We start from the raw sequence: 25693 nt of genomic DNA, 5'->3' as shown, positions 1-25693 counted from the left end.
GTCACGCCATGTCCGTCCAGTTGTCCTCCTTGTCCGGCTCCGAGCCGGAATCCTTCGGCATCGCTTCGGTTGCCGAGATCATCGCCGAGCTGCGCGCCGGCCGCATCGTCATTCTGGTTGACGAAGAAGACCGCGAAAACGAGGGTGACCTCGTCATGGCGGCCGAATTCGTCACGCCGGAAGCCATCAACTTCATGGTGACCCACGGCCGCGGCCTGGTGTGCCTGACGTTGACCGAAGAGCGCTGCCGCCAGCTTGAATTGCCGATGATGGCTGCCCGCAACGGCACCCGTTACGGCACCAATTTCACGCAGTCCATCGAAGCCGCCGAAGGCGTCGAGACCGGCATTTCGGCCGCCGACCGCGCCCGCACCATCCAGGTGGCTGTGGCGCGCGACGCCAAGCCGGCCGATCTGGTTCAGCCCGGCCACATCTTCCCGGTGCGCGCCGTGCCCGGCGGCGTGCTGGTCCGCGCCGGCCATACCGAAGCCGGCTGCGACCTGACCGCCATGGCGGGCCTGACGCCCGCCGCCGTCATCTGCGAAATCCTCAAGCCCGACGGCACGATGGCCCGCCTGCCGGATCTGGTGGAGTTCGCCCGCCAGCACGACCTGAAGATCGGCACCATCGCCGACCTGATCCAATACCGCAGCGAGCACGAGTCCATCGTCAAGCGCGTGGGCAAGCGCGCCATGCAGACGGCCTGGGGCACGTTCGAGGCCGTGGCCTACGAAGACGCCGCCACCGGCTCCGCCCATTTGGCGCTGGTGCATGGTAATGTGACTCCCGACGCCGAGACGCTGGTGCGCGTGCACGAGCCCGCGTCCGTGCTGGATGTGCTGGATACCGGCGCAAGTCCGCATAGCTGGGGCGTGGCCCAGGCGCTCGAGGCCATCGCGGCCGCCCCGGCCGGCGTGCTGGTGCTGATGAACTGCCAGTCTTCCACGGAACATCTGTTTGGCCAGATTGCAGGTTGGAACGACCCGAAGGCGCAGGCCAATCCTGCGAACGCCGACCGCTTCGGTCTGCGCACCTACGGGATCGGCGCCCAGATTCTGCGCGACCTGAACGTGGGGCAAATGAGGCTCCTGGCCCGGCCGCGCAAGATGCCCAGCATGGCGGGCTTCTCGCTCACCATTACGGGTTACGATTGCGACCCGCAGAACACTCCCGCAACACACTGAAGGCCGACACATGAACCCTTACATCCTTACCCCCGACCTGAACGGCGAAGGGCTGCACATCGGCATCGTACGCGCCCGCTTCAACGAAGAAATCGGCCAGGCCGAACTCGAAGCGTGCCTGAAGGAACTGGCCGAACTGGGCGTGGACGAGCGCGACGTGATGGTCGCCACCGTGCCCGGCGCGCTGGAACTGGGCGTGGCCCTGTCCCACATGGCCGAAACGTTCGAGTTCGACGCCCTGATCGCGCTGGGCGCGGTCATCCGTGGCGAAACCTATCACTTTGAAGTGGTCAGCAATGAAACGGCCACTGCAATCACCCGCATCTCCCTCGAAACCGGCGTCCCCGTCGCCAACGGCGTGCTGACCGTCGACACCGACGAGCAGGCGCAGGCCCGCGCTGCTGGCAAGGGCCGCGACTGCGCCCAGGTGGCCGTTGAAATGGCCAATCTGGTGGCAGCGCTGGAACCCGAGGAAGAAGACGAAGACGAAGACGACGAGGACGAAGATTTTGACGACGAAGAAGACGACGACCAGCGCTGATAGCGCGGCGCAGGCCCGCGCCAACGCGCGCAGCGCGCGCCGCCGTGCGCGCGAATTCGCGCTGCAGGGCGTGTACGCGTGGCTGCTGCGCGGCGGCGAAGGCACGCAGGACGCCGGCGAGATCGACGCCCATCTGCGCGACACCGAGGACTTCTCCGAGGCTGACGCGCAATGGTTCAAGACCTTGCTGCACGGCGTGCTGCGCGAAGCGCCCGCTCTGCGCGAACGCTTCACGCCCTACGTCGACCGCCCGCTGGCCGAGTTGTCGCCCGTTGAGCATGGCATCCTGCTGATCGGCAGCTTCGAACTGATTCATCACGTCGAAGTCCCGTACAAGGTCGCCATCAACGAGGCCGTGGAACTGGCCAAGTCGTTTGGCGGCACCGACGGCTTCAAGTTCGTCAACGGCGTGCTCGACAAGCTGGCCGCCGACGTGCGCGCGCACGAGGTCCAGGCCGCGGCGCAACAACGCCGATAGCTAGACCCCGCCCCGCAGCGCTGCGCGCTTCCCCCCAGGGGGCGCCGCTGCGGACCGGCGGAGCCCGGATCCGCGCGGCCCCGCTGTGGGGCACCCGTTAGAAGTCGACGGCGATTCTTGAACGCCGCATAGTGGAGGCGCGGTGGCGTCCGAATTTGATCTGATTGCGCGCTACTTCACGCGTGCCGCGCCGGCCGGTTTGCTGGGCGTTGGCGACGACTGCGCGCTGTTTCCTGTTCCGCCCGGTGAACAGGTGGCCACCAGCACGGATCTGCTGCTGGAAGGCCGGCATTTCTTTCCCGATGTCGATCCCAAAGCGCTGGGCCACAAGGCTCTGGCGGTCAATCTGTCTGATCTCGCCGCCATGGGCGCGCGCCCGATCGGCTGCGTGCTGGGTCTGGCGTTGCCCCATTTGCGTGAATCGTGGCTGGCGGCGTTTGCCGAGGGCTTTCACGCTTTGGCGGCGGCGCATGGCTGTCCGCTTATTGGTGGCGACACCACGCGCAGCGCGCACGATCTTGCGATCAGTGTGACGGTGTTCGGCTCGGTGCCGGCCGGACAGGCGCTGCGCCGCGATGGCGCGCGAGGCGGCGACGACATCTGGGTGTCTGGCGAACTGGGCGCGGCCGACGTGGCCTACCGGTTGCTGGACGGGCAATACCCTTCTGATGCCGCGCTGCTGGCCGCCACACGGGGCGCGCTGGAGTGGCCCGAGCCGCAAGTGGCACTGGGCCTCGCGCTACGCGGCATCGCACATTCAGCCATCGATCTGTCCGACGGCCTGTTGCAGGATTTGGGCCACATTCTGGCCGCCAGCCGCGCGGGCGCCTGCCTGCGGTTTGAGGATCTGCCGATGGCGCCTGCGCTGGCAGGGCTGGAAGCTGGGCCGCTGCGCCGCGCTCTGCTGGGTGGGGGCGATGTCTATCAACTGTGTTTCACCGCGCCGCCAGCCCGGCGCGAGGCCGTACTGGCGGCCGCTGCGTCTGCGGGCGCTCGCGTGACCCGCGTGGGCGAGATCCTGCGGCAGCCGGGCGTGGCCGTCCTTGATGCGCACGGCCAGCCGCTGGCCGACCTGCCCGCGGGCTTCGATCACTTTCCCGCGGACTGATCCGCGGCCTCCTGTCGTTTGCAGACCCAACACCCATGTCTTCCACTGATAAGCACTCCACTTCCATGCGCGATCGCAGCCGGGCCGCGTACCCGGCGGTGTCCTGGGTCTGCCGCGACCCCGGCCGGCTGATCGCGTTCGGCTTTGGCAGCGGACTGATCCGTCCTGCCTCCGGCACGTGGGGCACGCTGCTTGCTTGGGGCATCTGGGTGGCGGCGGCGCCTGCGGCGTCGGACCTGGCCATCGGCGTGTTCCTGGCCCTGGCGTTTCTGTACGGATGCTGGGCCTGTCATCGCGTCGGCCGAGAACTCCAGCAGCCGGATCATGTCGGAATGGTCTGGGATGAGATGGTGGCGTTCTGGCTGGTGCTGTGGCTGACGCCGGCCGGCTGGTTGTCGCAGGCGCTGGCGTTCGTGCTGTTTCGCACGTTCGACATCGTCAAGCCGCCACCCATCAAGTTCTTCGACGCCCATATCAAGGGCGGCTTCGGAGTCATGTGGGACGATATCGTGGCTGCCGGCTACGCCTTGCTGGTGATGGCGCTGGTGGCCCGCACAGGAGTCTTGGGATGAACGATCAGCTTGAAGGCGCGCGGACCAACCTGTCGGCCGCGCAGTTGTCGGAAGCGACGATACTCGGCCTGTCCGAACGATTGGGCGACGTGTTGCGGCAGCAGGGGTGGATGCTGGGCACCGCCGAATCCTGCACCGGCGGCCTGCTGGCCGGGGCCGTCACCGCGGTGGCCGGTTCCAGCGAATGGTTCGAGCGCGGCTTCGTCACTTACAGCAACGACGCCAAGGTTTCCGAGCTGGAGGTGTCGCCTGAAACGCTGCATCATTTTGGCGCGGTCAGCGAACCCGTCGCGCTGGAAATGGCCAATGGCGTGTTGCTGGCAGTGCCCAACGCGCACGTGGCTATGTCGACCACCGGCATCGCCGGTCCGGGCGGCGCCACGCCAGGCAAGCCGGTGGGCATGGTGTGCTTCGGCTTTGCCATGCGGGTGGGCGACGGCATCAGCAGCCGCGCGGTAACGCATGTGTTCTCGGGTGACCGGGGGCAGGTGCGCCAGGCCGCGGTGGAGTTTGCGCTGCGAGCCGTGCTGGAGTTTGCGGGCGTGCCGATCAATCGGCGCTGACCTCGGCGTTGAAATGAAAAAAGCCGCTGCACCGTGCGTTCGCGCACCGTGCAGCGGCTTTTGCCGCGTTTGGCGGGTCAGCGTACCGCGTTGATCGCGTCGCGCAGGCCCTTGGCGGCTTCGCCTGCGGCTTCGCGCCAGTCATCGCCGCCGCTGGCGTAAATGATGGCGCGCGACGAGTTGATCATCATGCCGTTGCGCGCGGCGTTGGCGCCGGCGTTCACCGTGGCGGTGATGTCGCCGCCCTGCGCGCCGATGCCCGGCACCAGCAGAGGCAGCGCGTCGCCGATGCGCTGGCGCACGGCGGCCAGTTCATTGGGGAACGTGGCGCCCACCACCAGACCGCATTGGCCGTTGGCATTCCATTTGTCGGCCACCAGCCCCGCGACGTGCAGGTACAGCGGCTCGCCGTTGTCCATCTTCAGGAATTGCAGGTCCGAGCCGCCGGGGTTGGACGTGCGGCACAGGACGATCACGCCGCGGTCGCGCCACGCGAGGTAGGGCTCGACCGAGTCCAGGCCCATGTAGGGGCTGACGGTGAGGGCGTGCGCCTGATAGCGCTCGTAGGCTTCGCGGGCGTAGTTTTCGGCGGTGGAGCCGATGTCGCCGCGCTTGGCGTCCAGCACGATGGGCAGGTCCGGGTGCTTGTCGCGGATGTGCTGGCACAGCGCTTCGAGCTGGTCTTCGGCGCGATGCGCGGCAAAGTACGCGATCTGCGGCTTGAAGCTGCACGCATACGGCGCGGTGGCGTCGACGATGTCGCGGCAGAACTGGAAGATGGCGTCCGGCTTGTCCTGCAATTCGCGCGGAAAGCGCTGCGGGTCGGGATCCAGCCCGACTTGCAGGAGCGAGTTGCTGGTGGTCCAGGCGTGTTCGAGTTTTTGCAGGAAATTCATGGGATTCAGTGCAGTTTGACCCGCGGGCGAGTGCGCCGCATCAGCAGGCGAGCCAGGGCGAGGGAGACGGTACGCGAGGCGCCCAGCACCGCGCGGTGGTGCATCAGGTGCAGGCTCATGTACATCAAGCGCGCCAGTGTACCGCTTACGAACAGTCCCCGTCCGGCGAGTTTGCCCATCAGGCTGCCCACCCCGGCGTCCTGCCCCAGCGACACCAGCGACCCGTGATCCTGGTAGACGTAGGGCTCGGTGGGCTCGGGGTTGTTGCGCAGCCGGGCCGTCAGCTTCTTGGTCAGGTAGTCGGCCTGCTGATGCGCGGCTTGGGCGCGGGCCGGCACGGTGCGGCCTTCGCGCCACGGCGCCGCGCAGCAGTCGCCCAGCGCCACGATGTGCGGGTCGGGCGTTTCGAGCCGTTCGTTGACTTCGAGCTGCCCCAGCTTGTTCAACGGCAATCCCAGGTCGGCCAGCAGCGCCGGGCCCTTGATGCCCGCGGCCCACATGCACAACTGTGCCGGAAATTCGCGGCCGTCGGCGGTGCGCACGGAGTCGCCCGTCACTTCGGAAACACGGCAGGCGGTCTCGACGCGGATGCCCAGTTCGGTCAGGCGCTTGGTCGCCGCCACCGAAATTTTCTCGGGCAGCGCGGACAGGATGCGCGGTGCGCCTTCGACCAGCGTGATGGCCAGGTCGCGATCGGCGCGGAAGTTCGGCAGGCCATAGGCGCTGACGACGTGGCTGGCTTCGGTCAGTTCCACCGCCAGTTCCACGCCGGTGGCGCCGCCGCCGACGATTACCAGGTCCAGCCGCGCGGACGGATTGCGCACCTTGGCCTGATCGACCAGCGCCATGGCCTTGAGCATGGTCAGGCGGAATTGCTCGGCGTTTTCCGTGGTGTCCAGCGTGACCGCATGTTCGGCCGCGCCGGGCGTGTTGAAGAAATTGGACGTGCTGCCCAGCGCCAGCACCAGCGTGTCGTACGGCAGTTCGCGGCGCGGCAGGACTTCCTGGCCTTGGGCGTCGTTGACGGCGTCCACCGTGATCAACCGGCGTTCGCGGTCGACGCTTTCAAGGCGGCCCTGAGTGAACGAGAAACCGTCCAGGTGGGCCAGCATCAGGTAGGAAAGGCCTTCCTGGTGGATGTCCAGCGTGCCCGCCGCCGCTTCGTGCAGCGAAGGCTTCCAGATATGGAAGGGGCGGCTGTCGACCAGGGTGATGTGTTGACGGCCGTGCGTGCGGCCAAGTTTGGCGGCCAGTTCAAGGCCGCCTGCGCCACCGCCGACGATGACGATGCGCTTGGAGGGTGCTGACGTCGATTGAGGCATCATGGCTCCCAGTATAAATAGAGTCGCATCCCCGTCGCGGTGCGAACCCGTGTCAATGCATGACGAAACGGCTGATGGCCACCCCCACCCAGACCGTTCCGGCAAATATAAGCAGCAGCATTACCGCCGCGCTGCCCAGGTCCTTGGCCCGCCCCAACAGGGGATGGCGTTCGACGGACAGCGCATCGGCAAGCGCTTCGATGGCGGAATTGAGCAGTTCCGCCGCCAGCACCATGACCACCACGCCCACCAGGAAGAACACTTCGACCGTGGTGCGGCCCAGAAAGAACGCCGCCGGAATCATCAGCACGGCCAGGGCCAGTTCCTGCCGGAAGGCCGCCTCGTATTTGACGGCCGCCTTCAGGCCCTGCCAGGAATAGCGCAGCGCATTGAGGATGCGGCGCGCGCCGCCGGTGCTCTTGAAGGGCGAGTGTTGCGGATCGTGGGTCATGGAATCGGAAGAAAGCCGTGGTGGCGGCTTTTTAACAGATAAGGGTTGCCCGCGTGGCACACCGTGTGCCTATGGGCAAACCCTAATTGTGACCCAACGGCAGCAGGCGCAGGATTCTGGTCAATTGGTAAGGCCACTTTACCGTTTCGTCCTGTCATCGAGCTGTCTTCTTTCATGCCGATTCAGACCATCGAACCTCGCCGCCTGTATCGCCAGATCGCCGATCAGCTTCGCCTGCTGATCGAGGCCGGCGAGTTTCCGGCTGGCGCGCGCCTGCCGCCCGAACGCGATCTGGCGCTGAAGCTGGGCGTGTCGCGGCCATCGGTGCGCGAGGCGCTGATCGCCCTTGAGGTCGAAGGCTGGGTGGAAGTGCGCATGGGCTCGGGCGTGTATGTGCAAAGCCCGGGCGGCGCGCCGCGCGCCAGCCTGACCGCCGAAAGCCCGCTTGAAACCATCCGCGCCCGCCGCACCATCGAAAGCGAGCTGGCCGCACAGGCCGCGCTCAATCCGGTGCCCGCGCTGGTGGAAGGCCTGCGCGAAGCCGTCGACGCGATGGAAGACGAGGCGCGGGCCGGCAGCGTGCCCATTCGCGGCGACCGGCTGTTTCACCTGCGTGTGGCCGAAATGGCCAACAACGCCGTGCTGGTGCGCGTCGTGGGCGAACTCTTCGACGAACGCCACAACCCGCTTTCCGTGAAGCTGGGCGATTACTTCGAAAATTCCGACAGCTGGGCCGTCGCCATCACCGAACACCGCCGCGTCATCGACGCCATCGCGGCCGGTGATGAACAAGGCGCGCGGGCCGCCATGCGTGACCATCTTTCCTGCTCGTACGACCGCCTGATGGCCAGCTGGCCCGGCGCGGCCGAAGCGTTGCGCGCTGAATAGCAATGGCTGCCGGCGCCCGCCACGGGCGCCGATGGCAAATCGCAGTCGCAGTACGAAGGTGCAGCTCCAGTAGGTGAACTCCATATGTAAAACATGACGCGAGGCCGCCGAGCCCGCCACCTCAAAGAGAGGAGACAACATGAAGCCGAGCAACGCTATCAAAGTGCTGTTTGCCGCCGTCGCGCTAGCCGTCAGCGGCTCTGCACTGGCCCAGACCAAACTGAAGTGGGCGCACGTGTACGAGACGTCCGAGCCGTTCCATACCTCGTCGGTGTGGGCCGCCCAGGAAATCGAGAAGCGCACCAACGGCCGTTATCACATCGATGTCTATCCGGCCTCGCAACTGGGCAAGGAAAACGACATCAACCAGGGCCTGACGCTCGGCACGGTGGACATGATCATTTCCGGGTCCAGCTTCGCGGCCAAGAGTTTTCCGCGCATCGGCGTCACCTACTATCCCTACACCTTCCGCAGCCCCGAGCACCTGATCGCCTACACCAAGAGCGACATCTACAAGGAGCTCACGCGCGGCTACGACGAAAAGAGCGGCAACCACATCGTCGCGACCACGTACTACGGCACGCGCCAGACGACGTCCAACAAGCCGTTCACCAAGTGCAGCGAGATGAAGGGCCTGAAGATCCGCGTGCCGGACGTGGCCGCGTACCTGGCCATGCCGCGTGCCTGTGGCGCCAACACCGCGCCCATCGCGTTTGCCGAGGTTTACCTGGCCCTGCAGAACGGCACGGTCGAGGCGCAGGAAAATCCGCTGACCACGATTGAGGCCAAGAAGTTCTACGAGGTGCAGAAGAACATCATCCTCACGGGCCACATCGTCGATCACCTGAACACGGTGATCTCGGGCAAGCTCTGGAAGAGCCTGTCGGACGAGGACAAGAAGATCTTTGCCGAGGTCGCGCAGCAGGCCGCGGAGAAGGCGTCGGCCGAGGTGGCAGCATCCGAGAAAAAGATGGTCGACGTGTTCAAGCAGCGCGGCCTGACGGTGGCCGAGGTCAACATCGACGACTTCCGCACCACCGTGCTGGAGAAGGTGCCGTTCAAGCAATACGGCTACGAGCAATCGGACTGGGAAAAGATCCAGGCGGTGAAGTGAAAAACGGCGGGCGGGCCGCCGCCGCGGCCCGCTGCTCCAGAATGCAGCGCCTGACCGCATCGCTTCCGGCAATCGCCTGATCCGATAGCTTGACCGATCCCGCACGAGGGGAACTCCATGCACACCAACGCGAAGGCCGCGACGATGGCGGCCGTCAGCCATCCGCCGGACCAGCCGTCCGGCCCGCATCACGTCGCCTCGGTGGACGAGATCGTCCAGAGCTTCGAGGAAGCCGATCACCACGAAGTCAGCCTGGCCGGCTACCAGCCGGAAGACTGGATCTGTCTGGCCATGTTCTGGGCGATGGCGCTGCTGGTCTTCCTGCAGTTCTTTTCGCGCTACGTGCTGAACGACTCGTACGCCTGGACCGAGGAACTGGCGGTGTACTGCCTGATCGGCGTCGTGTTTCTGGGATCGGCCATGTGCGTGCGCGCGTGCCGCCATATCCAGGTGGACTTCCTTTACCGCTACCTGCCCAAGCCCATCGGCCGCGTGCTGTCCACGCTGATCGACATTCTGCGCACCGCCTTCTTCGGCTATGCCGTGTGGCTGACGTACCGCTACATCGTGCTGGTGGGCGACGAGCCCATGACGACGCTGTTCTGGAACAAGGCCTATGTGTACTGGGTGGCGCTGGCGGGGTTCGCGATGATGTTCCTGCGGTCGCTGCAGGTGTCTGTGCAGAACTGGCGGCAGGGCTATTCGATCCTGGAGAATCCGGCGGCCTATGAGTCGCTGGACTGAAGCGCTGACCAGAACTTCCCCGAATCCGCAGTGCCTTGCCAGGAGCGATACATGGGCACCCTGATAGGAACCTTTCTGCTGTTGATGATCATGGGGCTGCCGGTGGCGGTCTCGATGGCGGGCGCGTCCCTGCTGTTCATCCTGATTTCCGGAAGCGTGCCGGACGTGGTCATCGCGCAGCGCATGATCGCGGGCGTCGAGTCGTTTCCGCTGCTGGCCGTGCCGTTCTTCATTCTGGCCGGCAACCTGATGAACATCGCCGGCATCACGGGCCGCATCTACAACTTCGCGGTGGCGCTCGTGGGCTGGATGCGCGGCGGGCTGGGGCAGGTGAACATCATCGGCTCGGTGGTGTTTGCCGGCATGTCCGGCACCGCCATTGCCGACGCCGCGGGCCTGGGCACCATTGAGATCAAGGCCATGAAGGACCACGGCTACCAGACCGAGTTCGCGGTCGGGGTGACGGCCGCGTCGGCCACGCTGGGTCCCATCATTCCGCCGTCGCTGCCGTTCGTCATCTACGGCATGATGGCCAACGTGTCGATCGGATCGCTGTTCCTGGCCGGCCTGATCCCCGGCCTGGTGCTGACCATCCTGATGATGCTGACGGTTGCCTACTACGCGCGCCGCAACAACTGGGGCGGCGACGTCGCCTTCAACTGGAAGCGGCTGGGCGGCGCGGGGCTGGAAGTGTTGATCGTGCTGGCGTTTCCGATGTCGATCTGGCTGATGACGCTGGCGGGCGTGTCGCCCAACATCGCCACCGGCATCTCGTTCGCGGCCTTGCTGCTGCTGGACTGGAAGTTCAATTTTTCGGCCGTGATGGCGCTGATGGCGCCGGTGATTTTGATTGGCGGCATGACGCTCGGCTGGTTCACGCCCACGGAAGCCGCTGTGGCCGCCGTGATCTGGGCGCTGTTCCTGGGGCTGGTCCGCTATCGGTCCATGACGTTCAAGACGCTGGCCAAGGCCTCGTTCGACACCATCGAAACCACCGCGTCGGTCCTGTTCATCGTGACGGCCGCGTCGGTGTTCGCGTGGCTGCTGACCACCACGCAGGCCGCGCAGACGTTGACGGACGCCATCCTGAGCGTCACGCAGAACAAGTGGGTGTTCCTGCTGATGGCGAACATCCTGATCCTGATCGTGGGCTGCTTCATCGACACCATCGCGGCCATCACCATCCTGGTGCCGATTCTGCTGCCGATCGTGCTGAAACTGGGCATCGACCCGATCCACTTCGGGCTCATCATGACGCTGAACCTGATGATCGGGCTGCTGCATCCGCCAATGGGCATGGTGCTGTTCGTGCTGGCGCGCGTGGCCAAGCTGTCGGTCGAGCGCACCACGATGGCCATCCTGCCGTGGCTGGTGCCGCTGTTCGTGGCCCTGATCGCCATCACCTACATCCCCCAGATCACCCTGTGGCTGCCCACCGCAATGGGCATGGCCGGCAAATAAGGACGCACGCACATGTCAGCAAGACTGCAAGGCAAGACCGCCATCGTCACCGCCGCCGGGCAGGGCATCGGCCGCGCCGTGGCGCTGGCCTTCGCGCACGAAGGCGCCGACGTGCTGGCCGTGGACCTGAACGGCGCCGCGCTGGAAACCCTGTCCGGCTGCCGCACGCAGGTGCTGGACGTGACCGACGCCCGCGCCGTGCGTGCGCTGGCGCAGGACGCGGGCGCGGTCGACGTGCTGTTCAACGGCGCGGGCTTCGTGCACGCCGGCACCATTCTTGATTGCGACGAAGACGCCTGGGACTTTTCGTTCAACCTGAACGTGCGGTCCATGTATCTGCTGATCCGCGCCTGCCTGCCGGCGATGCTGGCGCGCGGCTCGGGGTCGATCGTCAACATGGCGTCCGTGGCCGGCAGCATCAAGGGCGCGCCCAACCGCTGCGCCTACGGCGCCACCAAGGCGGCCGTCATCGGGCTGACCAAGGCGGTTGCCGCCGACTATGTGGGCCAGGGCATCCGCTGCAACGCCATCTGCCCGGGCACGGTCGAGTCGCCGTCCCTGCGCCAGCGCATCGATGCGCAGGCGCTGGCCAGCGGGCAGCCGGTCGCGGCGGTCGAGGCCGCATTCACCGCGCGCCAGCCCATGGGCCGCATCGGCCGCGCCGAAGAGATCGCCGCGCTGGCGGTGTATCTTGCCAGCGACGAATCCGCCTTTACCACCGGCACCGCGCAAGTGATCGACGGCGGCTGGTCCAACTGAACTCTTCTTTCCAGCAACAAGGAAACCGCTATGAAACTGATGCGATATGGCGCCAAGGGCGCAGAAAAGCCCGCGCTGATCGACGCCCAGGGCCAGGTCCGCGACCTGTCTTCCGTCATTGCCGACATCACCGCGCAGACGCTCGTGCCCGCCAAGCTGGCGGAACTGCGCGCGCTGGATCCGGTGTCGCTGCCGCTGGTGGCGCAGCCGGGCCGTGTGGCCCCGCCGTGGTCCGGCATGGGCAAGTTCATCTGCATCGGCCTGAACTACGCGGATCACGCCGCCGAGTCCGGACTGCCCGTGCCGGCCGAACCCGTCATCTTCATGAAGACGACGTCGGCCGTGGTCGGCTGCAACGATGCGGTCGTGCTGCCGCAGGATTCGGTCAAGACCGACTGGGAGGTCGAGCTGGGCGTCGTGATCGGCGAGAAGGCCCGTTATGTCAGCGAGGCCGACGCCATGAAGCACGTGGCCGGCTACTGCGTGGTCAACGACGTGTCCGAGCGCGAATACCAGATCGAACGCGGCGGCACCTGGGACAAGGGCAAGGGCTGCGACACGTTCGGCCCGATCGGCCCGTGGCTGGCGACGGCAGACGAAATCCCCAACCCGCAGGACCTGGAGATGTGGCTTGAGGTCAACGGCAAGCGCTACCAGAACGGCAGCACACGCACCATGGTGTTCGGCGTGGCGCAACTGGTGTCGTACGTCAGCCGCTTCATGACGCTGTACCCGGGCGACCTCATCAGCACCGGCACGCCGCCCGGCGTGGGCATGGGCCAGAAGCCCGCGCCCGTCTACCTGAAGGCGGGCGACGAGATGAAACTGGGCATCGCCGGGCTGGGCGAACAGCGCCAGCGCGTCCATGCCTGGGATCCCGCGCTGATCGACGGCTGATCCCCGCGCCCTCTAGCCTTCCGGAGTCCTCATGTCGCAGACCGATACCGCAGTCATACGCATCCACCCGGCGGACAACGTGGTGATCGCCCGGCGCCAGCTTGTCAGCGGCACCCGGCTGGAAGGCGAGGGCGTGACGGTCGTGGGGCTGGTGCCCCCCGGCCACAAGGTGGCGGTGCGCGCCATCGCGGCCGGCGAGCCGGTGCGCCGCTACAACCAGATCATCGGCGTGGCGCGGCAGGACATCGCGCCCGGCCAGCACGTGCATAGCCAGAACCTGGAGTTCTCGGATTTCGAGCGCGACTACGCGGTTGGGCAGGACGCGCGGCCGACCGACTTCGTGGACGCACCGGCGATGTTCGACGGCATCGTGCGCGCCGACGGCCGCATCGCCACCCGCAACTACATCGGCATCCTGACCAGCGTGAACTGTTCGGCCACGGTGGCGCGCGCCATTGCCGACCACTTTCGCCGCGACATCCGGCCCGAGGCGCTGGCCGCCTGTCCGAACGTGGACGGCGTCGTGGCGCTGACGCACGGCGCGGGCTGTGCCACCGGCAGCGACGGCGAACCGCTGCGGGTGCTGCGGCGCACGCTGGGCGGCTACGCGCGCCATGCCAACTTCGGCGGGCTGATGGTCGTGGGGCTGGGCTGCGAGACCAATCAGATCGGCGGGTTGATGGAACAGGAACACCTGCGCGAAAGCGGCATGCTGCACACATTCAACATCCAGGACACGGGCGGCACGCGCAAGACGGTCGCGCGCGGGATCGAACTGGTCGAACGCATGCTGGAGCAGGCCAACCGTGTCGAGCGCCAGGCCGTGCCCGCCAGCCACCTGACCGTGGGGCTGCAATGCGGCGGGTCGGACGGTTATTCCGGCATCAGTGCCAACCCGGCGCTGGGCGCGGCGGTGGACCTGCTGGTGCGCCACGGCGGCACGGCGATCCTGTCCGAGACGCCCGAGATCTACGGCGGCGAACACCTTTTGACGCGCCGGGCGCAGACGCCCGCCGTGGCTGAAAAACTGCTGGCGCGCGTGCGCTGGTGGGAAGACTACTGCGCCCGCAACGACGCCGAGATGGACAACAACCCCTCGGCCGGCAACAAGGCGGGCGGCCTGACCACCATCCTGGAAAAATCGCTGGGCGCCATCGCCAAAAGCGGCACCACCAACCTGACCGACGTCTACGAATACGCCGAACCCGTGCACACCCGCGGTTTGGTCTTCATGGACACCCCGGGCTACGACCCGGTCTCGGCCACCGGGCAGGTCGCAGGGGGCGCCAACCTGATCTGCTTTACCACCGGCCGCGGGTCCGCCTATGGCTGCGCGCCCGCGCCGTCGCTCAAGCTGTCCACCAACACGGCGCTGTGGCAGCGCCAGGCCGACGACATCGACATCAATTGCGGTGAAGTGGTTGACGGCGCGCAAAGCGTGGCGCAGATGGGCGAGCGCATTTTTCAGCTCATGCTGCAGACGGCGTCGGGCCGGCGCACCCGCAGCGAGACGCACGGCTACGGACAAAACGAATTCGTTCCGTGGCAACTTGGCGCGGTGATGTAGCGAAGACGGCTCGGGGCGTGCTATACCCTGGCGTCGCCCCTTTTAGACATTGCGCACCCATGCTTGAACGTCTGAATTCCGAGTCATTGCCGCGTCTGCCCGCCGACGTGGATAAGCCCAGCTACGACCGCAGCCGGCTGACGCCGGGCATCGTCCACCTGGGACTGGGCGCCTTTCACCGGGCGCATCAGGCGGTGGTCACGGACCAGGCCATGCAGGCCAGCGGTGACCTGAGCTGGGGCATCCTGGGCGTGTCTTTGCGCCACCCGGCCACGCGCGATGCGCTGACGCCGCAGGACGGCCTGTACACCCTGGCCGTGCGCGACGCCGGCCCGGACGGCCAGGACCGGGAACAACTGCGCATCGTGGGTTCCGTGCTGCGCGTGATGGTGGCCGACGAAGACCCCAACGCCGTCCTGGAACGCATCGCGTATCCGCAGACCCGCATCGTCAGCCTGACCGTCACGGAAAAGGGCTACAGCCACGAACCGGCCACCGGCCACCTGCGCTGGGACGATCCGGACATCCTGCACGACCTGGAAAACCCCATTCGGCCCCGCAGCACCATCGGCATTCTGGTGCATGGCCTGGCTTTGCGGCGCGAGCGCGGCCTGCCGCCCATCACGCTGATGTCGTGCGACAACCTGCGCGGCAACGGCGATACGCTGCGCAGCCTGGTGCTGGCGTTTGCGCTGCGGGTGGACGTGACGCTGGCCGACTGGATCGACCGCAACTGCACGTTCCCGAACTCCATGGTCGACCGCATCGTGCCCGCCACCGAAGACCAGGACCGCCAGCGGATCGCCGAGCGCCTGGGCGTCGAGGACGCCTGGCCGGTGCTGGGCGAGCCCTATCTGAACTGGGTGATCGAAGACAAGTTCGCCGCCGGCCGGCCCGCCTGGGACGCGCAGGGCGGCGCGACGTTCGTGAGCAACGCGGCGCCCTATGAACGGCTGAAGCTGCGCATGGTCAGCGGGCCGCATTCGGCGCTGGCGTATCTGGGCGCGGCGCTGGGCCTGCATACGATGGCCGACGCCGCCAATACCCCGGCGCTGCGCGCGTTCGTCGAAGCCATGATGCGCGAAGAAATTGCGCCGACGCTGCGCGGCATTCCCGATGCGGGGCTGGTGGAATACCGCCTGCGGTTCCTGGACCGGATTTCCAACCCCGCGCTGCCGCATCCGCTGTCGCAGATCGCCATGGACGGGTCGCAGAAGCTGCCGCAGCGCCTGCTCGACACCATCCGCGACCGCCTTCGCGCCGGCCACGGCATCGATCGCCTGTGCCTGGCGGTGGCCGCGTGGCTGAACTACCTGCGTGGCGAAGACGAACAGGGCAGCGCATACGCCATCCAGGATCCGATCGCGGCGCGGCTCGACCGCCTGCTGTCGCGCGCCGAGGTGGCCGCGCATGCCGCCAAGCCGTCGCAGGCGGCGCAGCGGCGCGCGATGGTGCTGGCGCGCTTCAAACCCGTGTTCGGCGACCTGGGCGATTCGCCCGTGTTCGTCGAATGCCTGACCAAACATCTTGAAGCGCTGCGCGAACACGGCGTGCTCCACGCCGTGCAGGCGGCCACCTAGGAGACAAGCATGGACGCCAACAGCCGCGTGACCGCTGATGAATGGGAGCGCTGGGCCGAGGCGTGCCTGCTTGCGCAGGACTTTTCCCAGGACGACGCGCGCTGCCTGGCGCACAGCCTGGCGCAGACCAGCCTGTGGGGCATCGACTCGCACGGCATCGCGCGGCTGCCGCATTACCTGAATCGCGTGGCGCACGGCTCGATCCTGGCCAGGCCCGACGTCCGCATCGCGCGCACGGGGCCGGGCACGGCGCAGGTGCACGGCGGCCGGGGGCAGGGCATCGTGGTGGCGCATCGGGCCAATGCGCTGGCCATCGAGCTGGCCCGCGAGGCCGGCGTGGCGGCGGTCGGCGTCAGCGACTCCTCGCATTGCGGGGCGATTGGGCTGTACAGCCGCGCGGCGGCCCGGCAGGGTTTGATCGGCATCGCCTTCACGCATTCGGATTCGGTCGCCGCGCCCTTTGGCGGGCGCGAAGCCTTCTTCGGCACCAATCCCCTATCGCTGGCCTTTCCGCGCGCGGACGGGGCGCCGTTGTGCCTGGACATGGCGACGACCGCCATTCCTTGGAACCGCGTCATGAACGCGCGGCGCGATGGCGTGGCGTTGCCGGCGGGCGTGGCGTTGGACGAGAACGGCGCGGACTGCACCGACGCGCAGGCCGCGCGCGCGTTACGGCCGCTGGGCGGCGAGGAATACGGCTACAAGGGCTATGGCCTTGCGATGATGGTCGAGCTGCTGTGCGGACCGCTCAACGGCAATCCATTCGGCCCGCATATCTCGTCGATGTACGAGGCGCTGGACCAGCCGCGCGAGCTGGGCGCGTTCTTCATCGTCATTGATCCGGCCCGCTTTGCCGGGGGCGCGGCGCTGGCCGCGGTGGTGGCGGGAATGGCGGTCGAGCTGTCGCAGGCGCCGGGCGCGCCCCGCATGCCGGGCGATCCGGAGGCGGAGCATGAGCGGGAACGGCGGCGGCTTGGCCTGCCGGTGCCGCCCGCGCTGTGGGACGAGATGCAGTCGTGGAGCAGCCGGCTGGGCGTGGCGCTCCCGGCGACGCGCCAAGCGTAGTTGCCCTGCTCCTACACCCCCAGGTACTGCAGCAGCCGCGCCTCGTCGTCCAGGAATTCCCGCGACGTACCCGTCCACGCAACGCGCCCCTTTTCCACGATGGCGTGGCGGTCGGCGGTCGCCAGCAGCGGCTCCAGGTTCTTGTCGATGCACAGCACGGCCAAACCGGTCTGCTTCAGCGTATCCAGCGCGGCCCAGATCTCTTCGCGCACGACGGGCGCGAGTCCTTCGGTGGCCTCATCCAGAATCAGCAACCGGGGATTGGTCAGCAGTGCGCGGCCGATGGCCAGCATCTGCTGTTCTCCGCCCGACAAGTGGCTGCCCAGGTGCCTGGCGCGTTCGGACAGACGCGGGAACAGCGCGTACACCCGCTCCAGCGTCCAGGGCTGCGCCGCGCCTTGCCGGTTGTGCGCGGTCGCCACCAGGTTCTCGCGCACGGACAGGTTCGGAAAGACGTGACGGCCTTCCGGCACCAGCCCGATGCCGCACTGCGCCACCTTGTACGAAGGCAGGCGGCTGATGTCCGCGCCGTCGAAGCTGATGGCGCCGCGCGAGGCGGGATTCAGACCCATCACCGCCTTGACGGTGGTGGACTTGCCCATGCCGTTGCGTCCCAGCAGGGTCACAAACTCGCCGGGCGCGATGTCCAGGTCGATGCCGAACAGCGCCTGGCTGGCGCCGTAGTGCGCGGTGACGCCGCGCAGCGAGAGCAGGGCGGTCATGCGCGCGCCTCCCGGGTGCGGCCGCGTTCGCTGCCCAGATAGCATTCGCGCACCTGCGGATCGTCGCGGATCTGGTCCGCGGTGCCGCACGCGAGCGCGCGGCCGTACACCAGCACGGTGATGCGGTCGGACAGGGCGAAGACGGCCTGCATGTCGTGTTCCACCAGAAGGATCGTGTAGCGGCCGCGCAACGACAGCAGCAGCCGCGTCATGGCCTCGGACTCGTGCTGGCTCATGCCCGCCATGGGTTCGTCCAGCAGCAGCAGCGACGGCTGGCACGCCAGCACCATCGCCAGTTCGAGCTGGCGCAGTTCGCCGTGGGCCAGGTCGCTGGCGGGCGTATTTTCACGCGCGGACAGGCCGGCCAGGGCCAGCGCTTCGCGGGCGGGTTCGGTCAACGCCGGCGTTGAAAGCACGGGCCGCCAGAACCGGAAGCTGTGGCCGCGCCGCGCCTGCACCGCCATCGCCACGTTCTCCAGCGCCGTGAAGGTCTTGAAGACCGAGGTGATCTGATACGAGCGCGCCAGGCCGTGGCGCACGCGCTTTTCCACCGGCATGCGCGTGACATCCTTGCCGTCGAGCAGCACGCGTCCGGCATCGGGCCGAAGTTCGCCGCTCAGTTGCCCGATCAGCGTGGTCTTGCCGGCGCCGTTGGGGCCGATCACGGCATGCAGCTCGCCGCTGGCCACGTCCAGCGACAGCTTGTCCGTGACCGTCAGCCCGCCGTAGCGCTTTTCCAGGTTTTCGATGCGCAGGGCGCTCATTGCGGCTCTCCGGAGGGATGGCGCGCCGCCCGGCGAGGCATGCACCACGGTGTTGCCGACAGGCTGCCATAGACACCGCGCCGCGAGGCAAGCACCACACCGACGATCAACAGGCCCATGACCAGCATCCAGTGATCGGTGATGAGCTTTAAGCCTTCTTCCAGCAGCAGAAACGCCAGCGCGCCGGCCACCGGACCGAACAGCGTGCCGATGCCGCCCAGCGCGACCATCACGATCAGTTCGCCGGAGGTTGTCCACGCCAGGTACGACGGCGAGACGTACATGGTGAGGTTCGCCAGCAGCACGCCCGCCACGCCGCAGATGACGGCGGAGATCACATAGGCGGCAAGCCGGTAACGCAGCGTGGGAAAGCCCAGCGCGCGCATGCGGCGCTCGTTGGCCTGGCAGCCGCGCAGGGCCATGCCGAAGGGCGCGTGGATCAGCCGGTGCATCAGCCACAGCACCAGCAGCAGCACGCCGAAGGCCGTGCAATACAGCGCGAGCGGCGTGTCCAGCCGGAAGAGGCCGAAGTCGCTGCCGGCAAAGAGCGACATGCCGTCGTCGCCGCCAAAGCCTTCCAGCCCCGTCGCCAGAAAATAGAACATCTGCGCGAAGGCCAGCGTGATCATGATGAACGCGATGCCGTTGGTGCGCATGACCACATAGCCGCTGATCAGCCCGACGGTCGCGCACGCGCCGATGGCGCCGGCCAAATGCACCCAGCCGCTTTCGATGCCGTAGTGCGACAGCACGCCGACGGAATACGCGCCCAGACCCAGATACAACGCATGGCCGAAGCTCACCATGCCGCCGTAGCCCAGCAGCAGATTCAGCGCCAGCGCCGCGATGCCATAGACCAGCACGCGGCCGAACAGCGCCAGCAGAAACGGTTCGCCCTGCCACTGCGCATACACGGGCACCAGGGCAAACAACAACAGCAGCGCGGCGGCGGCCAGCGTGCGGGGAGATAACGTGAACATGGCGTCGCCGTCCTTATCCGTGCCTGACGGGAAAGAGGCCCTGCGGCCGCATCGCCAGCACCAGCGCCATGACGATGTAGATCAGCATCGAGGCGATTGCGGGGCCGGCGGCATTGGCCGCTGCAGGGGGCAGGGCGGCGCGCAGCAGCGTTGGCAGCAACGCGCGTCCCAGCGTGTCGATCAGCCCGACCATCAGCGCGGCCAGGAACGCGCCGCGCACGGAGCCGATGCCGCCGATCACGATGACGACCAGCGTCAGGATCAGGATGGGTTCGCCCATGCCCGTCTGCGCCGACAGGATGGGACCGGCCATCAACCCGGCCAGGCCCGCCAGCACCGCGCCCAGCACGAACAGCAGCGTGTTCAGGCGCGCGATGTTCACGCCCAGCGCGCCGACCATCATGCGGTCGGTGGACCCGGCGCGGATCAGCATGCCGAGCCGAGTGCGGTGGATCAGCAGGTAACACGCCGCCGCGACCACCAGCCCAACCACGATGATGAGAAACCGGTACAGCGGATACGTGACGCCCAGGATGTCGATGGTGCCGGACAGCCAGGACGGCAGCCCCATGCTGATCGGCGCGGGCCCCCACAGAATGCGGGTCAGTTCATTGAAGAACAGGATGAAGCCGAACGTGGCCAGCACCTGGTCCAGGTGATCGCGCGGATACAGCCGTGCCAGCGCGATGCGATCCAGCAACAGCCCAAGCAGCGCCATGCCCGCGACGACCGCCGCGGCGGCCAGCAGGAATGAGCCGGTGTGCCGGAACACGGTGGCCGCGATGAACGCGCCCATCATGTACAGCGACCCGTGCGCCAGGTTGATGAAATTCATGATGCCGAACACCAGCGTCAGACCGGCGGCCAGCAGGAACAGCAGGATGCCGAGTTGCAGGCCGTTCAAGGCCTGCACCAGCAGCAGCGTCGTGGACATGGCTACACCCCCTTGCCGGCGGCCGTCAGGGCCGCCCGCTTCACTTCATGACGCACTGGGCGGCGTACTGGTCCGAGACCTTGGACAGGTCGGGGAAGATGGGGCCCTTGTTGACGAACGCGACCTTGCCGTCGGCGTTCTCGGCCACGTCCGCCCGGAAGAATCCGGCCACGGGGAAGTGGTTGGGCTGATAGCGGAACTCGCCGCGCACCGATTGGAAGTCGGCGGCTTCCAGGGCCTTGCGCAACGCGTCCTTGTCGTCGGTCTTGCCGCCGGTCTTCTTGAGCGCCGAGCCGATCAACTGGGCGGCGTCATAGGATTGTGCGGCGTAGCTGGAGGGCTCGCGGCCGTATTTCTGGCGGAAAGCTGCAGCAAAGGCCTTGTTGGCGGCGTTGTCGAGGTCGGGTGAATAAGGCACGTTGGTGACGGCGCCCAGCGCGTCTTTTTGCAACGCGGGCAACGTGGCGCCGTCGATGGTGTCCACCGACAGCAGCGGGATCTTGCCGAAGAGCCCGGCCTGGCGGTACTGCTTGATGAAGTTCACGCCCATGCCGCCGGGAAAGAACACGTACGCGGCGTCGGGCTTGGCGTCGGCCAGCGCGGCCAGCTCGACGGAATAGTCGGGCTGGTTGACCTGCGTGAACACTTCGTTGACGACATCGCCCTTGTAGAAGCGCTTGAAGCCGGCCATGGCGTCCTTGCCGGCCTGGTAATTGGGGGCCAGCAGATAGACCTTCTTGAACCCCATCTGGTTGGCCATTTCGCCGCTGCCTTCGTGGCGCTGGGTGTTGTTCCAGGACGTGGAGAAGAAGAACGGCGAACAGTCCTTGCCGGCGAGGTTGGTGGGACCTGCATTGGAGCCCACCAGGAAGACGCCGGCGCTGGTCACGGGCCGCACGACGGCGAGCATGACGTTGGAGTAGACGACGCCGGTGATGATGGGGACCTTGTCGCTTTGCACGAGCTTGCGGGCAGCCTGGACGCCGACTTCGGGCTTGAACTGGTCGTCCTCCTTGAGGACCTGTACGGCTACACCGCCGAGCTTGCCGCCGCCTTGGTCGACGGCGAGCATGAAGCCGTCGAGCTGGTCCTGGCCGAGCACGGAGCCGGGGCCGGTCAGCGTGGTGAGCAGGCCGATCTTGACGTCGGCCTGCGCGGCAGCGTGTAGCGACAGGCCCAGCACCGCGGCGGCGGCCAGCGTATGGATGCGTTTCATGTGATTCCCCTTGCTATGCCGTGTGTCACGGTCGTGGAAGTGATGGCGCGCGGTGGCGTGGATTCGCTGGCGCGTTGGTTCACTGCTGCCCTATTTCACTGCTGCGCCTGCAAGCCAAAGAAGGTCATCGTGTTGCGGAACAAAATCTTCTGCTGCACGCCGGGCACGAGGTCGGCGTGCGTGACGAGTTTGCCGACTTCTTGCTCGCCCAAGGGATAGGGATAGTCGGAGCCGAGCAGGACGCGGTCTTCGCCCATGACGTCGATGAGCAGACGCAGGGAGCGGGGGTCGAAGACAGCGCTGTCGGTGTAGAAGCGGTCGGTGTAGGACGAGGGCGGGTGCGGGCAGTCTTCGCGGACGATGTCGCGATGGCGCCAGGCGTTGTCGACACGCCCGAGCAGGTACGCAAAGCTGCCGCCGCCGTGGGCGAAGCACAGCTTGAGGCTGCGGGGAATGCGTTCGAAGGCGCCGGACAGGATCAGGGACAGGATGCCGAGCTGGGTTTCGGCGGGCATGGCGACAAGCCACGGCAGCATCCATTTCTTCATGCGGCCGTCGGTCATCATGTCCCACGGATGCACGAGGACGGGGATGTCGTCGTTGGCGCAGTGGACGAGGAACTGGACAAGCGTGTCGTCGTCGAGGTCGCGCGGGCCGACGTGGTTGCCGATCTGGACGCCCAGATGGCCGGCGGCGCGTGACCGCGATGCTTCGCGGCAGGCGAGGTCGAGGTCTTGCAGGGGAACCTGGGCCAGGGATTTGAGGCGCGTGGGCGCGTGGGCGCAGTGTTCGAGCGCAAGATCGTTCATGCGTGCGGCCCAATCGGCGGCAGCCTGCGCGGGGTAGGTGTAGCCGAACATGATGGGCGTGGCGCACAGGATCTGGACATCGACGCCGTGGCGGTCCATCTGTTCGATGCGCAGCGCGGGGTCCCAGAGGGTGGCGTCGACGGGCCGGAAGGGACGGTCGCCAGCCATGATCTGCCCGGTCGTGCCGTTGTCGTCCGGACGCAGCCAGGGCGCGTTGACGGGGTCAAGCGCGGCGGCTTCCTGCCGGGTGATCGGCGGGAAGAAGTGCGCGTGCATGTCGATTTTCTGGATCATCTTAAGTTGATGCCTGGGCGGGTGTGGGCTGCGCGGACGGGGCTTGGCCCTTGCCGGGATGGATTTCGCCACAGCCGGGGCAGGTGCGTTTTTTCTGGCTTTCGTAGAAGGCCTGGAAGAGGGGCGGCAGGTCGGTGACGATGCTTTTGAGCTGGACTTCGACGCGATGCACGAGGTGGCGGCAATGTGGGCAGTACCACTCGAATCCGTCGAGCAGGCCTTCAGGGCGCTGGCGTTCGATGACGAGACAGGCGCTGTCGGTTTCGGGGCGTTGGGGGGAGTGGCGGACGTGCGGGGGCAATAGGAAGATGTCGCCTTCCTTCAGGTCGACGCGTTCGGGTTTGCCGTCAATCCACAGGGATAGCCAGGCGTTGCCGCGGACTTGATAGAAGAATTCTTCCAGCGGGTCGTCGTGGTAGTCGGTGCGGTGATTGGGACCGCCGACGACGGTGACGATGAAGTCGCTGTCCTGCCAGATTTGCTGGTTGCCGACGGGGGGCTTGAGCAGATGAGCGTGGTCTTGGATCCAGCGCTGGAAATTCAACGGCGGGCCGTAGGCAGGCATGAGGAACTCCGTGGGTGTCGCTTGATGAGGGAGAGTCTAGGCGGGGGAGCGGGGGGCTGCACAATAGAAATTGTGGGGGTGGATATGCGGGTTATCTATCGCGGGGTTTCCCTTGTTTTCTTTTGGCGTGTGCGGGTTTTTGAGATGCCGGGTGCGGGTTCTTAAGGCGCCGGGCGCGTCGTCGGCCTGGGGCGCGCGGGGCTACGATTGCGGTCCGGAGCCTTCGCTCCGGACTGCCCCTTCGTCATCGTCGTTGTCGCCTTCGGCGACTGCCTTCCGATTCCCTCGGGCGCATCTACACGCCCCGCGCACCCCAGGCCGACGCCGCACCCGGCTGCGATGAATTCAGCTTGGCGGCCGGTGGGGCGGGTTGGGTTCTTGAGGTTTTTGTCCGCGTCGGCGCGTGTTTGGAGCGGCTTGCGGTGCCCGCCCCACGGCGGCCGCGCGGGCGGCCTGGTGGGGCTTACGCGGCGTCTTGCGTCGTGGTGATGACGCTTCGCGTGTGGCTGCGAATAGGAGTGCGTCGGTGTTGGATACGTAGGTGTCGCGGATGCGTAGGTGTCTCGCATACGTAGGTGTCTGACACCCCAGCATTGACCTACCGCACTAAGCCTACGCCTCCCCGGTGTCTGACACCGGCCTACGAGGCTCGGTCGCCACCAGCCGTCGCGCGGCTCTGGTCATAGACGCCGGTTGACGGATCTTCCGCGGGCGCTAGCCGCTGCGCCGTAATCTGCTTCAAATAATCCACCAACCGCTGACATGCTGGGGTCAACGGCCGATCAGCTCTGATCGAATACCCGACATCCCCAAACGCGCCAAACACATTCGTAGGCAGTCGGGCCAGGATGCCCATCGAAAGAAACTGCGCGGCGGCGTCGTAAGGGATGAGTGCCAGCGCGTCGCTATGCATCAGCACGCCGATGTTGGTCAGCAAGGACAGCGATTCCACATGCCGGGCCGGCAGACGCAAACCGGCATCGAAGAACGTGCGTTCTATCGACGCGCGCAGCGGCGACGTGGGGGCGGGCAGGATCCAGATGTGGTCCATCAGGTCCGCGAGCGCGACGTCGGTTGCACCAGCCATTGGATGGCGGGCGCCGACGACGAGGCACAGGTCTTCGTGGTAGAGCTTGTGATGATCGACAGCGACGCCTGAGATTGACGCCATGTCTGCGCCGGGCAGGCGGCCTACGACGATATCCACGTCGCCGGTGGCGAGCGCGGGCAGCAATTGTGCGGAGGGGCCTTCGCGGACGGTGACCTGGATGCCGGGGTGGTCGGTCATGAGGCGGGCGATGGCTTCGGGCAGGAGCTTGGCGGAGGCGGCAATCAAGGTGCCGACGACGACGTGGCCGCTGGCGCCGCCAAGAACAGCGTCGATGTCGTCGGCCATGTAGCGCACTTCGGCCATCATGGCGTGCACGCGGCGGCCCAGCACGAGGGCGAGTTCGGTGGGCGTGACGCCGCGGTTGGAGCGTTCGAACAGTGTTGAGCCGAAGAAGGCTTCGAGGTCGTGGATGGCCTTGGTGACGGTGGGTTGCGTCAGGTGCAGCTCGCTGGCGGCGCGCGATAGTGAGCGGCGCGCCAGGACGCGTTCGAAGATCTGGAGCTGGTGCAGCTTGAGCTTGTGGCTCAGCGCGTTGGGCGTTATGCGGAAGTTCGACATCCGTGCGGCCGCCCCGGCGCGTGGCCGCGGACGATGGTCCTGTTCCCTGGGTGAGTCCGACATGCCGCCGCCCATGGTGCGTTGCCCGGATCGCCTGGGATCTGCTAGCGGGCGGCGGGCTTGTAGGCGACGGCCTTTATTTCGATCAGCAAATGCGGGTGCGGCAGCTGGTGCACCGCAACCGTGGTGCGCGCCGGACCGTCGGCGTCGAAGAACTCGCCGTAGACCTGATTGTATCCACCGAAGTCGTTCATGTTGACCAGGAAAGTGCTGATCTCGACGACGTCGGCAAGCGTGGCGCCGGCGGTGGCGAGGATGTCGCGGATGTTCTCGATGACGGCGCGGGTTTGCTCTCGGATGTCGAGCGTGGTGGTGCCCATGGCGTCGACCTCGGCGCCGGCAATGCGGTTGTCGGGCAGGCGGGAGCTGGTGCCGGAGACGTACAGGAAGTCGCCGGCGCGTTTGATGTGGGGATACTTGCCTCGGGGCGTGGCTTTGCCGGGGACGACGGTGGCGCTGGCGGTGGGCTGGTTCATCGTGTGGTCCTTTG

The 25693-nt window shown here is 66.8% G+C and carries 27 protein-coding genes; 15 read left to right on the top strand and 12 right to left on the bottom strand.

The genetic code is table 11. From position 1 onward, the window contains the following. The first annotated feature begins 8 nt into the window (after window positions 1-8). The 6 genes from ribBA (at window position 9) to CLM73_RS23905 (ending at window position 4446) form a co-directional block, all read left to right on the top strand. On the top strand, window positions 9-1184 hold the full coding sequence (gene ribBA, locus CLM73_RS23930; RefSeq protein WP_056558846.1) for a bifunctional 3,4-dihydroxy-2-butanone-4-phosphate synthase/GTP cyclohydrolase II: 1176 nt from the start codon (window positions 9-11) through the stop codon (window positions 1182-1184). 10 nt (window positions 1185-1194) lie between these two features. Further along, a complete protein-coding gene (ribH, locus tag CLM73_RS23925; protein WP_056558843.1) occupies window positions 1195-1725 on the top strand; it encodes a 6,7-dimethyl-8-ribityllumazine synthase in 531 nt (176 codons plus the stop codon). Further along, window positions 1694-2203 (top strand): transcription antitermination factor NusB, encoded by a 510-nt coding sequence (gene nusB, locus CLM73_RS23920; protein WP_056325438.1) that lies wholly within the window; start codon window positions 1694-1696, stop codon window positions 2201-2203. The genes ribH and nusB overlap by 32 nt, the downstream gene beginning before the upstream one ends. A gap of 142 nt (window positions 2204-2345) precedes the next feature. Continuing rightward, window positions 2346-3311 (top strand): thiamine-phosphate kinase, encoded by a 966-nt coding sequence (gene thiL / locus CLM73_RS23915; RefSeq protein ID WP_105240543.1) that lies wholly within the window; start codon window positions 2346-2348, stop codon window positions 3309-3311. 65 nt (window positions 3312-3376) lie between these two features. Next, on the top strand, window positions 3377-3883 hold the full coding sequence (locus tag CLM73_RS23910; RefSeq protein WP_056558833.1) for a phosphatidylglycerophosphatase A: 507 nt from the start codon (window positions 3377-3379) through the stop codon (window positions 3881-3883). Then, window positions 3880-4446, top strand: a complete 567-nt coding sequence (locus CLM73_RS23905; protein WP_105240542.1) for a CinA family protein — start codon at window positions 3880-3882, stop codon at window positions 4444-4446. Before CLM73_RS23910 ends, CLM73_RS23905 begins: the two co-directional genes overlap by 4 nt. 77 nt (window positions 4447-4523) lie before the next feature. On the opposite strand, the gene pyrF is transcribed toward CLM73_RS23905, so the two are convergent. Genes pyrF through CLM73_RS23890 form a run of 3 tightly spaced genes read right to left on the bottom strand, consistent with a single transcriptional unit; the run spans window position 4524 to window position 7115 of the window. Continuing rightward, window positions 4524-5342: an orotidine-5'-phosphate decarboxylase gene (gene pyrF / locus CLM73_RS23900; protein WP_105240541.1), complete on the bottom strand. Its 819-nt coding sequence runs from the start codon at window positions 5340-5342 to the stop codon at window positions 4524-4526. 5 nt (window positions 5343-5347) lie between these two features. Continuing rightward, on the bottom strand, window positions 5348-6667 hold the full coding sequence (locus CLM73_RS23895) for an NAD(P)/FAD-dependent oxidoreductase (RefSeq protein ID WP_105240540.1): 1320 nt from the start codon (window positions 6665-6667) through the stop codon (window positions 5348-5350). A gap of 49 nt (window positions 6668-6716) precedes the next feature. Then, the gene (locus CLM73_RS23890) at window positions 6717-7115 is read right to left on the bottom strand and encodes a diacylglycerol kinase (protein ID WP_056325453.1); all 399 of its coding nucleotides are present in this window, start codon (window positions 7113-7115) and stop codon (window positions 6717-6719) included. 174 nt (window positions 7116-7289) lie between these two features. On the opposite strand from CLM73_RS23890, the gene CLM73_RS23885 reads away from it, so the two are divergent. The 9 genes from CLM73_RS23885 (at window position 7290) to CLM73_RS23845 (ending at window position 17190) form a co-directional block, all read left to right on the top strand. Beyond that, the gene (locus CLM73_RS23885) at window positions 7290-8003 is read left to right on the top strand and encodes a FadR/GntR family transcriptional regulator (RefSeq protein ID WP_105240539.1); all 714 of its coding nucleotides are present in this window, start codon (window positions 7290-7292) and stop codon (window positions 8001-8003) included. A 139-nt stretch (window positions 8004-8142) separates the two neighbouring features. Then, window positions 8143-9117 (top strand): sialic acid TRAP transporter substrate-binding protein SiaP, encoded by a 975-nt coding sequence (locus CLM73_RS23880; RefSeq protein ID WP_056558818.1) that lies wholly within the window; start codon window positions 8143-8145, stop codon window positions 9115-9117. 117 nt (window positions 9118-9234) lie between these two features. Further along, window positions 9235-9861 (top strand): TRAP transporter small permease, encoded by a 627-nt coding sequence (locus CLM73_RS23875; RefSeq protein ID WP_105240538.1) that lies wholly within the window; start codon window positions 9235-9237, stop codon window positions 9859-9861. Window positions 9862-9912: 51 nt separating this feature from the next. Next, on the top strand, window positions 9913-11322 hold the full coding sequence (locus CLM73_RS23870; protein WP_105240537.1) for a TRAP transporter large permease: 1410 nt from the start codon (window positions 9913-9915) through the stop codon (window positions 11320-11322). 12 nt (window positions 11323-11334) lie between these two features. Continuing rightward, window positions 11335-12081, top strand: coding sequence for an SDR family oxidoreductase (locus CLM73_RS23865; protein WP_105240536.1), 747 nt, complete (start codon window positions 11335-11337; stop codon window positions 12079-12081). Window positions 12082-12111: 30 nt separating this feature from the next. Then, window positions 12112-12978, top strand: coding sequence for a fumarylacetoacetate hydrolase family protein (locus CLM73_RS23860; RefSeq protein WP_105240535.1), 867 nt, complete (start codon window positions 12112-12114; stop codon window positions 12976-12978). Window positions 12979-13009: 31 nt separating this feature from the next. Further along, window positions 13010-14545, top strand: coding sequence for a UxaA family hydrolase (locus tag CLM73_RS23855; protein ID WP_056558808.1), 1536 nt, complete (start codon window positions 13010-13012; stop codon window positions 14543-14545). 59 nt (window positions 14546-14604) lie between these two features. After that, window positions 14605-16125, top strand: a complete 1521-nt coding sequence (locus CLM73_RS23850) for a mannitol dehydrogenase family protein (protein WP_105240534.1) — start codon at window positions 14605-14607, stop codon at window positions 16123-16125. 9 nt (window positions 16126-16134) lie between these two features. Further along, a complete protein-coding gene (locus CLM73_RS23845; protein WP_105240533.1) occupies window positions 16135-17190 on the top strand; it encodes an Ldh family oxidoreductase in 1056 nt (351 codons plus the stop codon). Between the two features lie 11 nt (window positions 17191-17201). On the opposite strand, the gene CLM73_RS23840 is transcribed toward CLM73_RS23845, so the two are convergent. From CLM73_RS23840 to CLM73_RS23800, 9 genes are all read right to left on the bottom strand, one after another. Then, a complete protein-coding gene (locus tag CLM73_RS23840; protein WP_105240532.1) occupies window positions 17202-17912 on the bottom strand; it encodes an ABC transporter ATP-binding protein in 711 nt (236 codons plus the stop codon). After that, entirely contained in the window at window positions 17909-18676 is a 768-nt protein-coding gene (locus CLM73_RS23835; RefSeq protein ID WP_105240531.1) for an ABC transporter ATP-binding protein, read from the bottom strand. The genes CLM73_RS23840 and CLM73_RS23835 overlap by 4 nt, the downstream gene beginning before the upstream one ends. Then, on the bottom strand, window positions 18673-19656 hold the full coding sequence (locus tag CLM73_RS23830) for a branched-chain amino acid ABC transporter permease (protein WP_105240530.1): 984 nt from the start codon (window positions 19654-19656) through the stop codon (window positions 18673-18675). The genes CLM73_RS23835 and CLM73_RS23830 overlap by 4 nt, the downstream gene beginning before the upstream one ends. 13 nt (window positions 19657-19669) lie before the next feature. Then, window positions 19670-20590 (bottom strand): branched-chain amino acid ABC transporter permease, encoded by a 921-nt coding sequence (locus CLM73_RS23825; protein ID WP_105240529.1) that lies wholly within the window; start codon window positions 20588-20590, stop codon window positions 19670-19672. A gap of 40 nt (window positions 20591-20630) precedes the next feature. Further along, complete coding sequence (locus CLM73_RS23820; protein WP_105240528.1) at window positions 20631-21806, bottom strand: ABC transporter substrate-binding protein; 1176 nt, start codon at window positions 21804-21806, stop codon at window positions 20631-20633. A gap of 95 nt (window positions 21807-21901) precedes the next feature. Then, window positions 21902-22909, bottom strand: a complete 1008-nt coding sequence (locus tag CLM73_RS23815) for an amidohydrolase family protein (protein WP_105240527.1) — start codon at window positions 22907-22909, stop codon at window positions 21902-21904. Window position 22910: 1 nt separating this feature from the next. Beyond that, entirely contained in the window at window positions 22911-23474 is a 564-nt protein-coding gene (locus CLM73_RS23810) for a 3-hydroxyanthranilate 3,4-dioxygenase (RefSeq protein ID WP_105240526.1), read from the bottom strand. A 640-nt stretch (window positions 23475-24114) separates the two neighbouring features. Then, on the bottom strand, window positions 24115-25143 hold the full coding sequence (locus tag CLM73_RS23805) for a LysR substrate-binding domain-containing protein (protein ID WP_234015731.1): 1029 nt from the start codon (window positions 25141-25143) through the stop codon (window positions 24115-24117). A gap of 104 nt (window positions 25144-25247) precedes the next feature. Continuing rightward, window positions 25248-25679 carry a RidA family protein gene (locus tag CLM73_RS23800; RefSeq protein ID WP_056558779.1) on the bottom strand — a complete coding sequence of 144 codons (432 nt, stop codon included), beginning with the start codon at window positions 25677-25679 and terminating at the stop codon, window positions 25248-25250. Window positions 25680-25693 lie beyond the last annotated feature (14 nt).

The sequence above is a fragment of the Achromobacter spanius genome (assembly GCF_002966795.1).
GTDB lineage: Bacteria > Pseudomonadota > Gammaproteobacteria > Burkholderiales > Burkholderiaceae_B > Achromobacter > Achromobacter spanius_D.
Note: the sequence above shows the minus strand (reverse complement) of the source record. Positions and strands in the feature narration are given on the sequence as shown.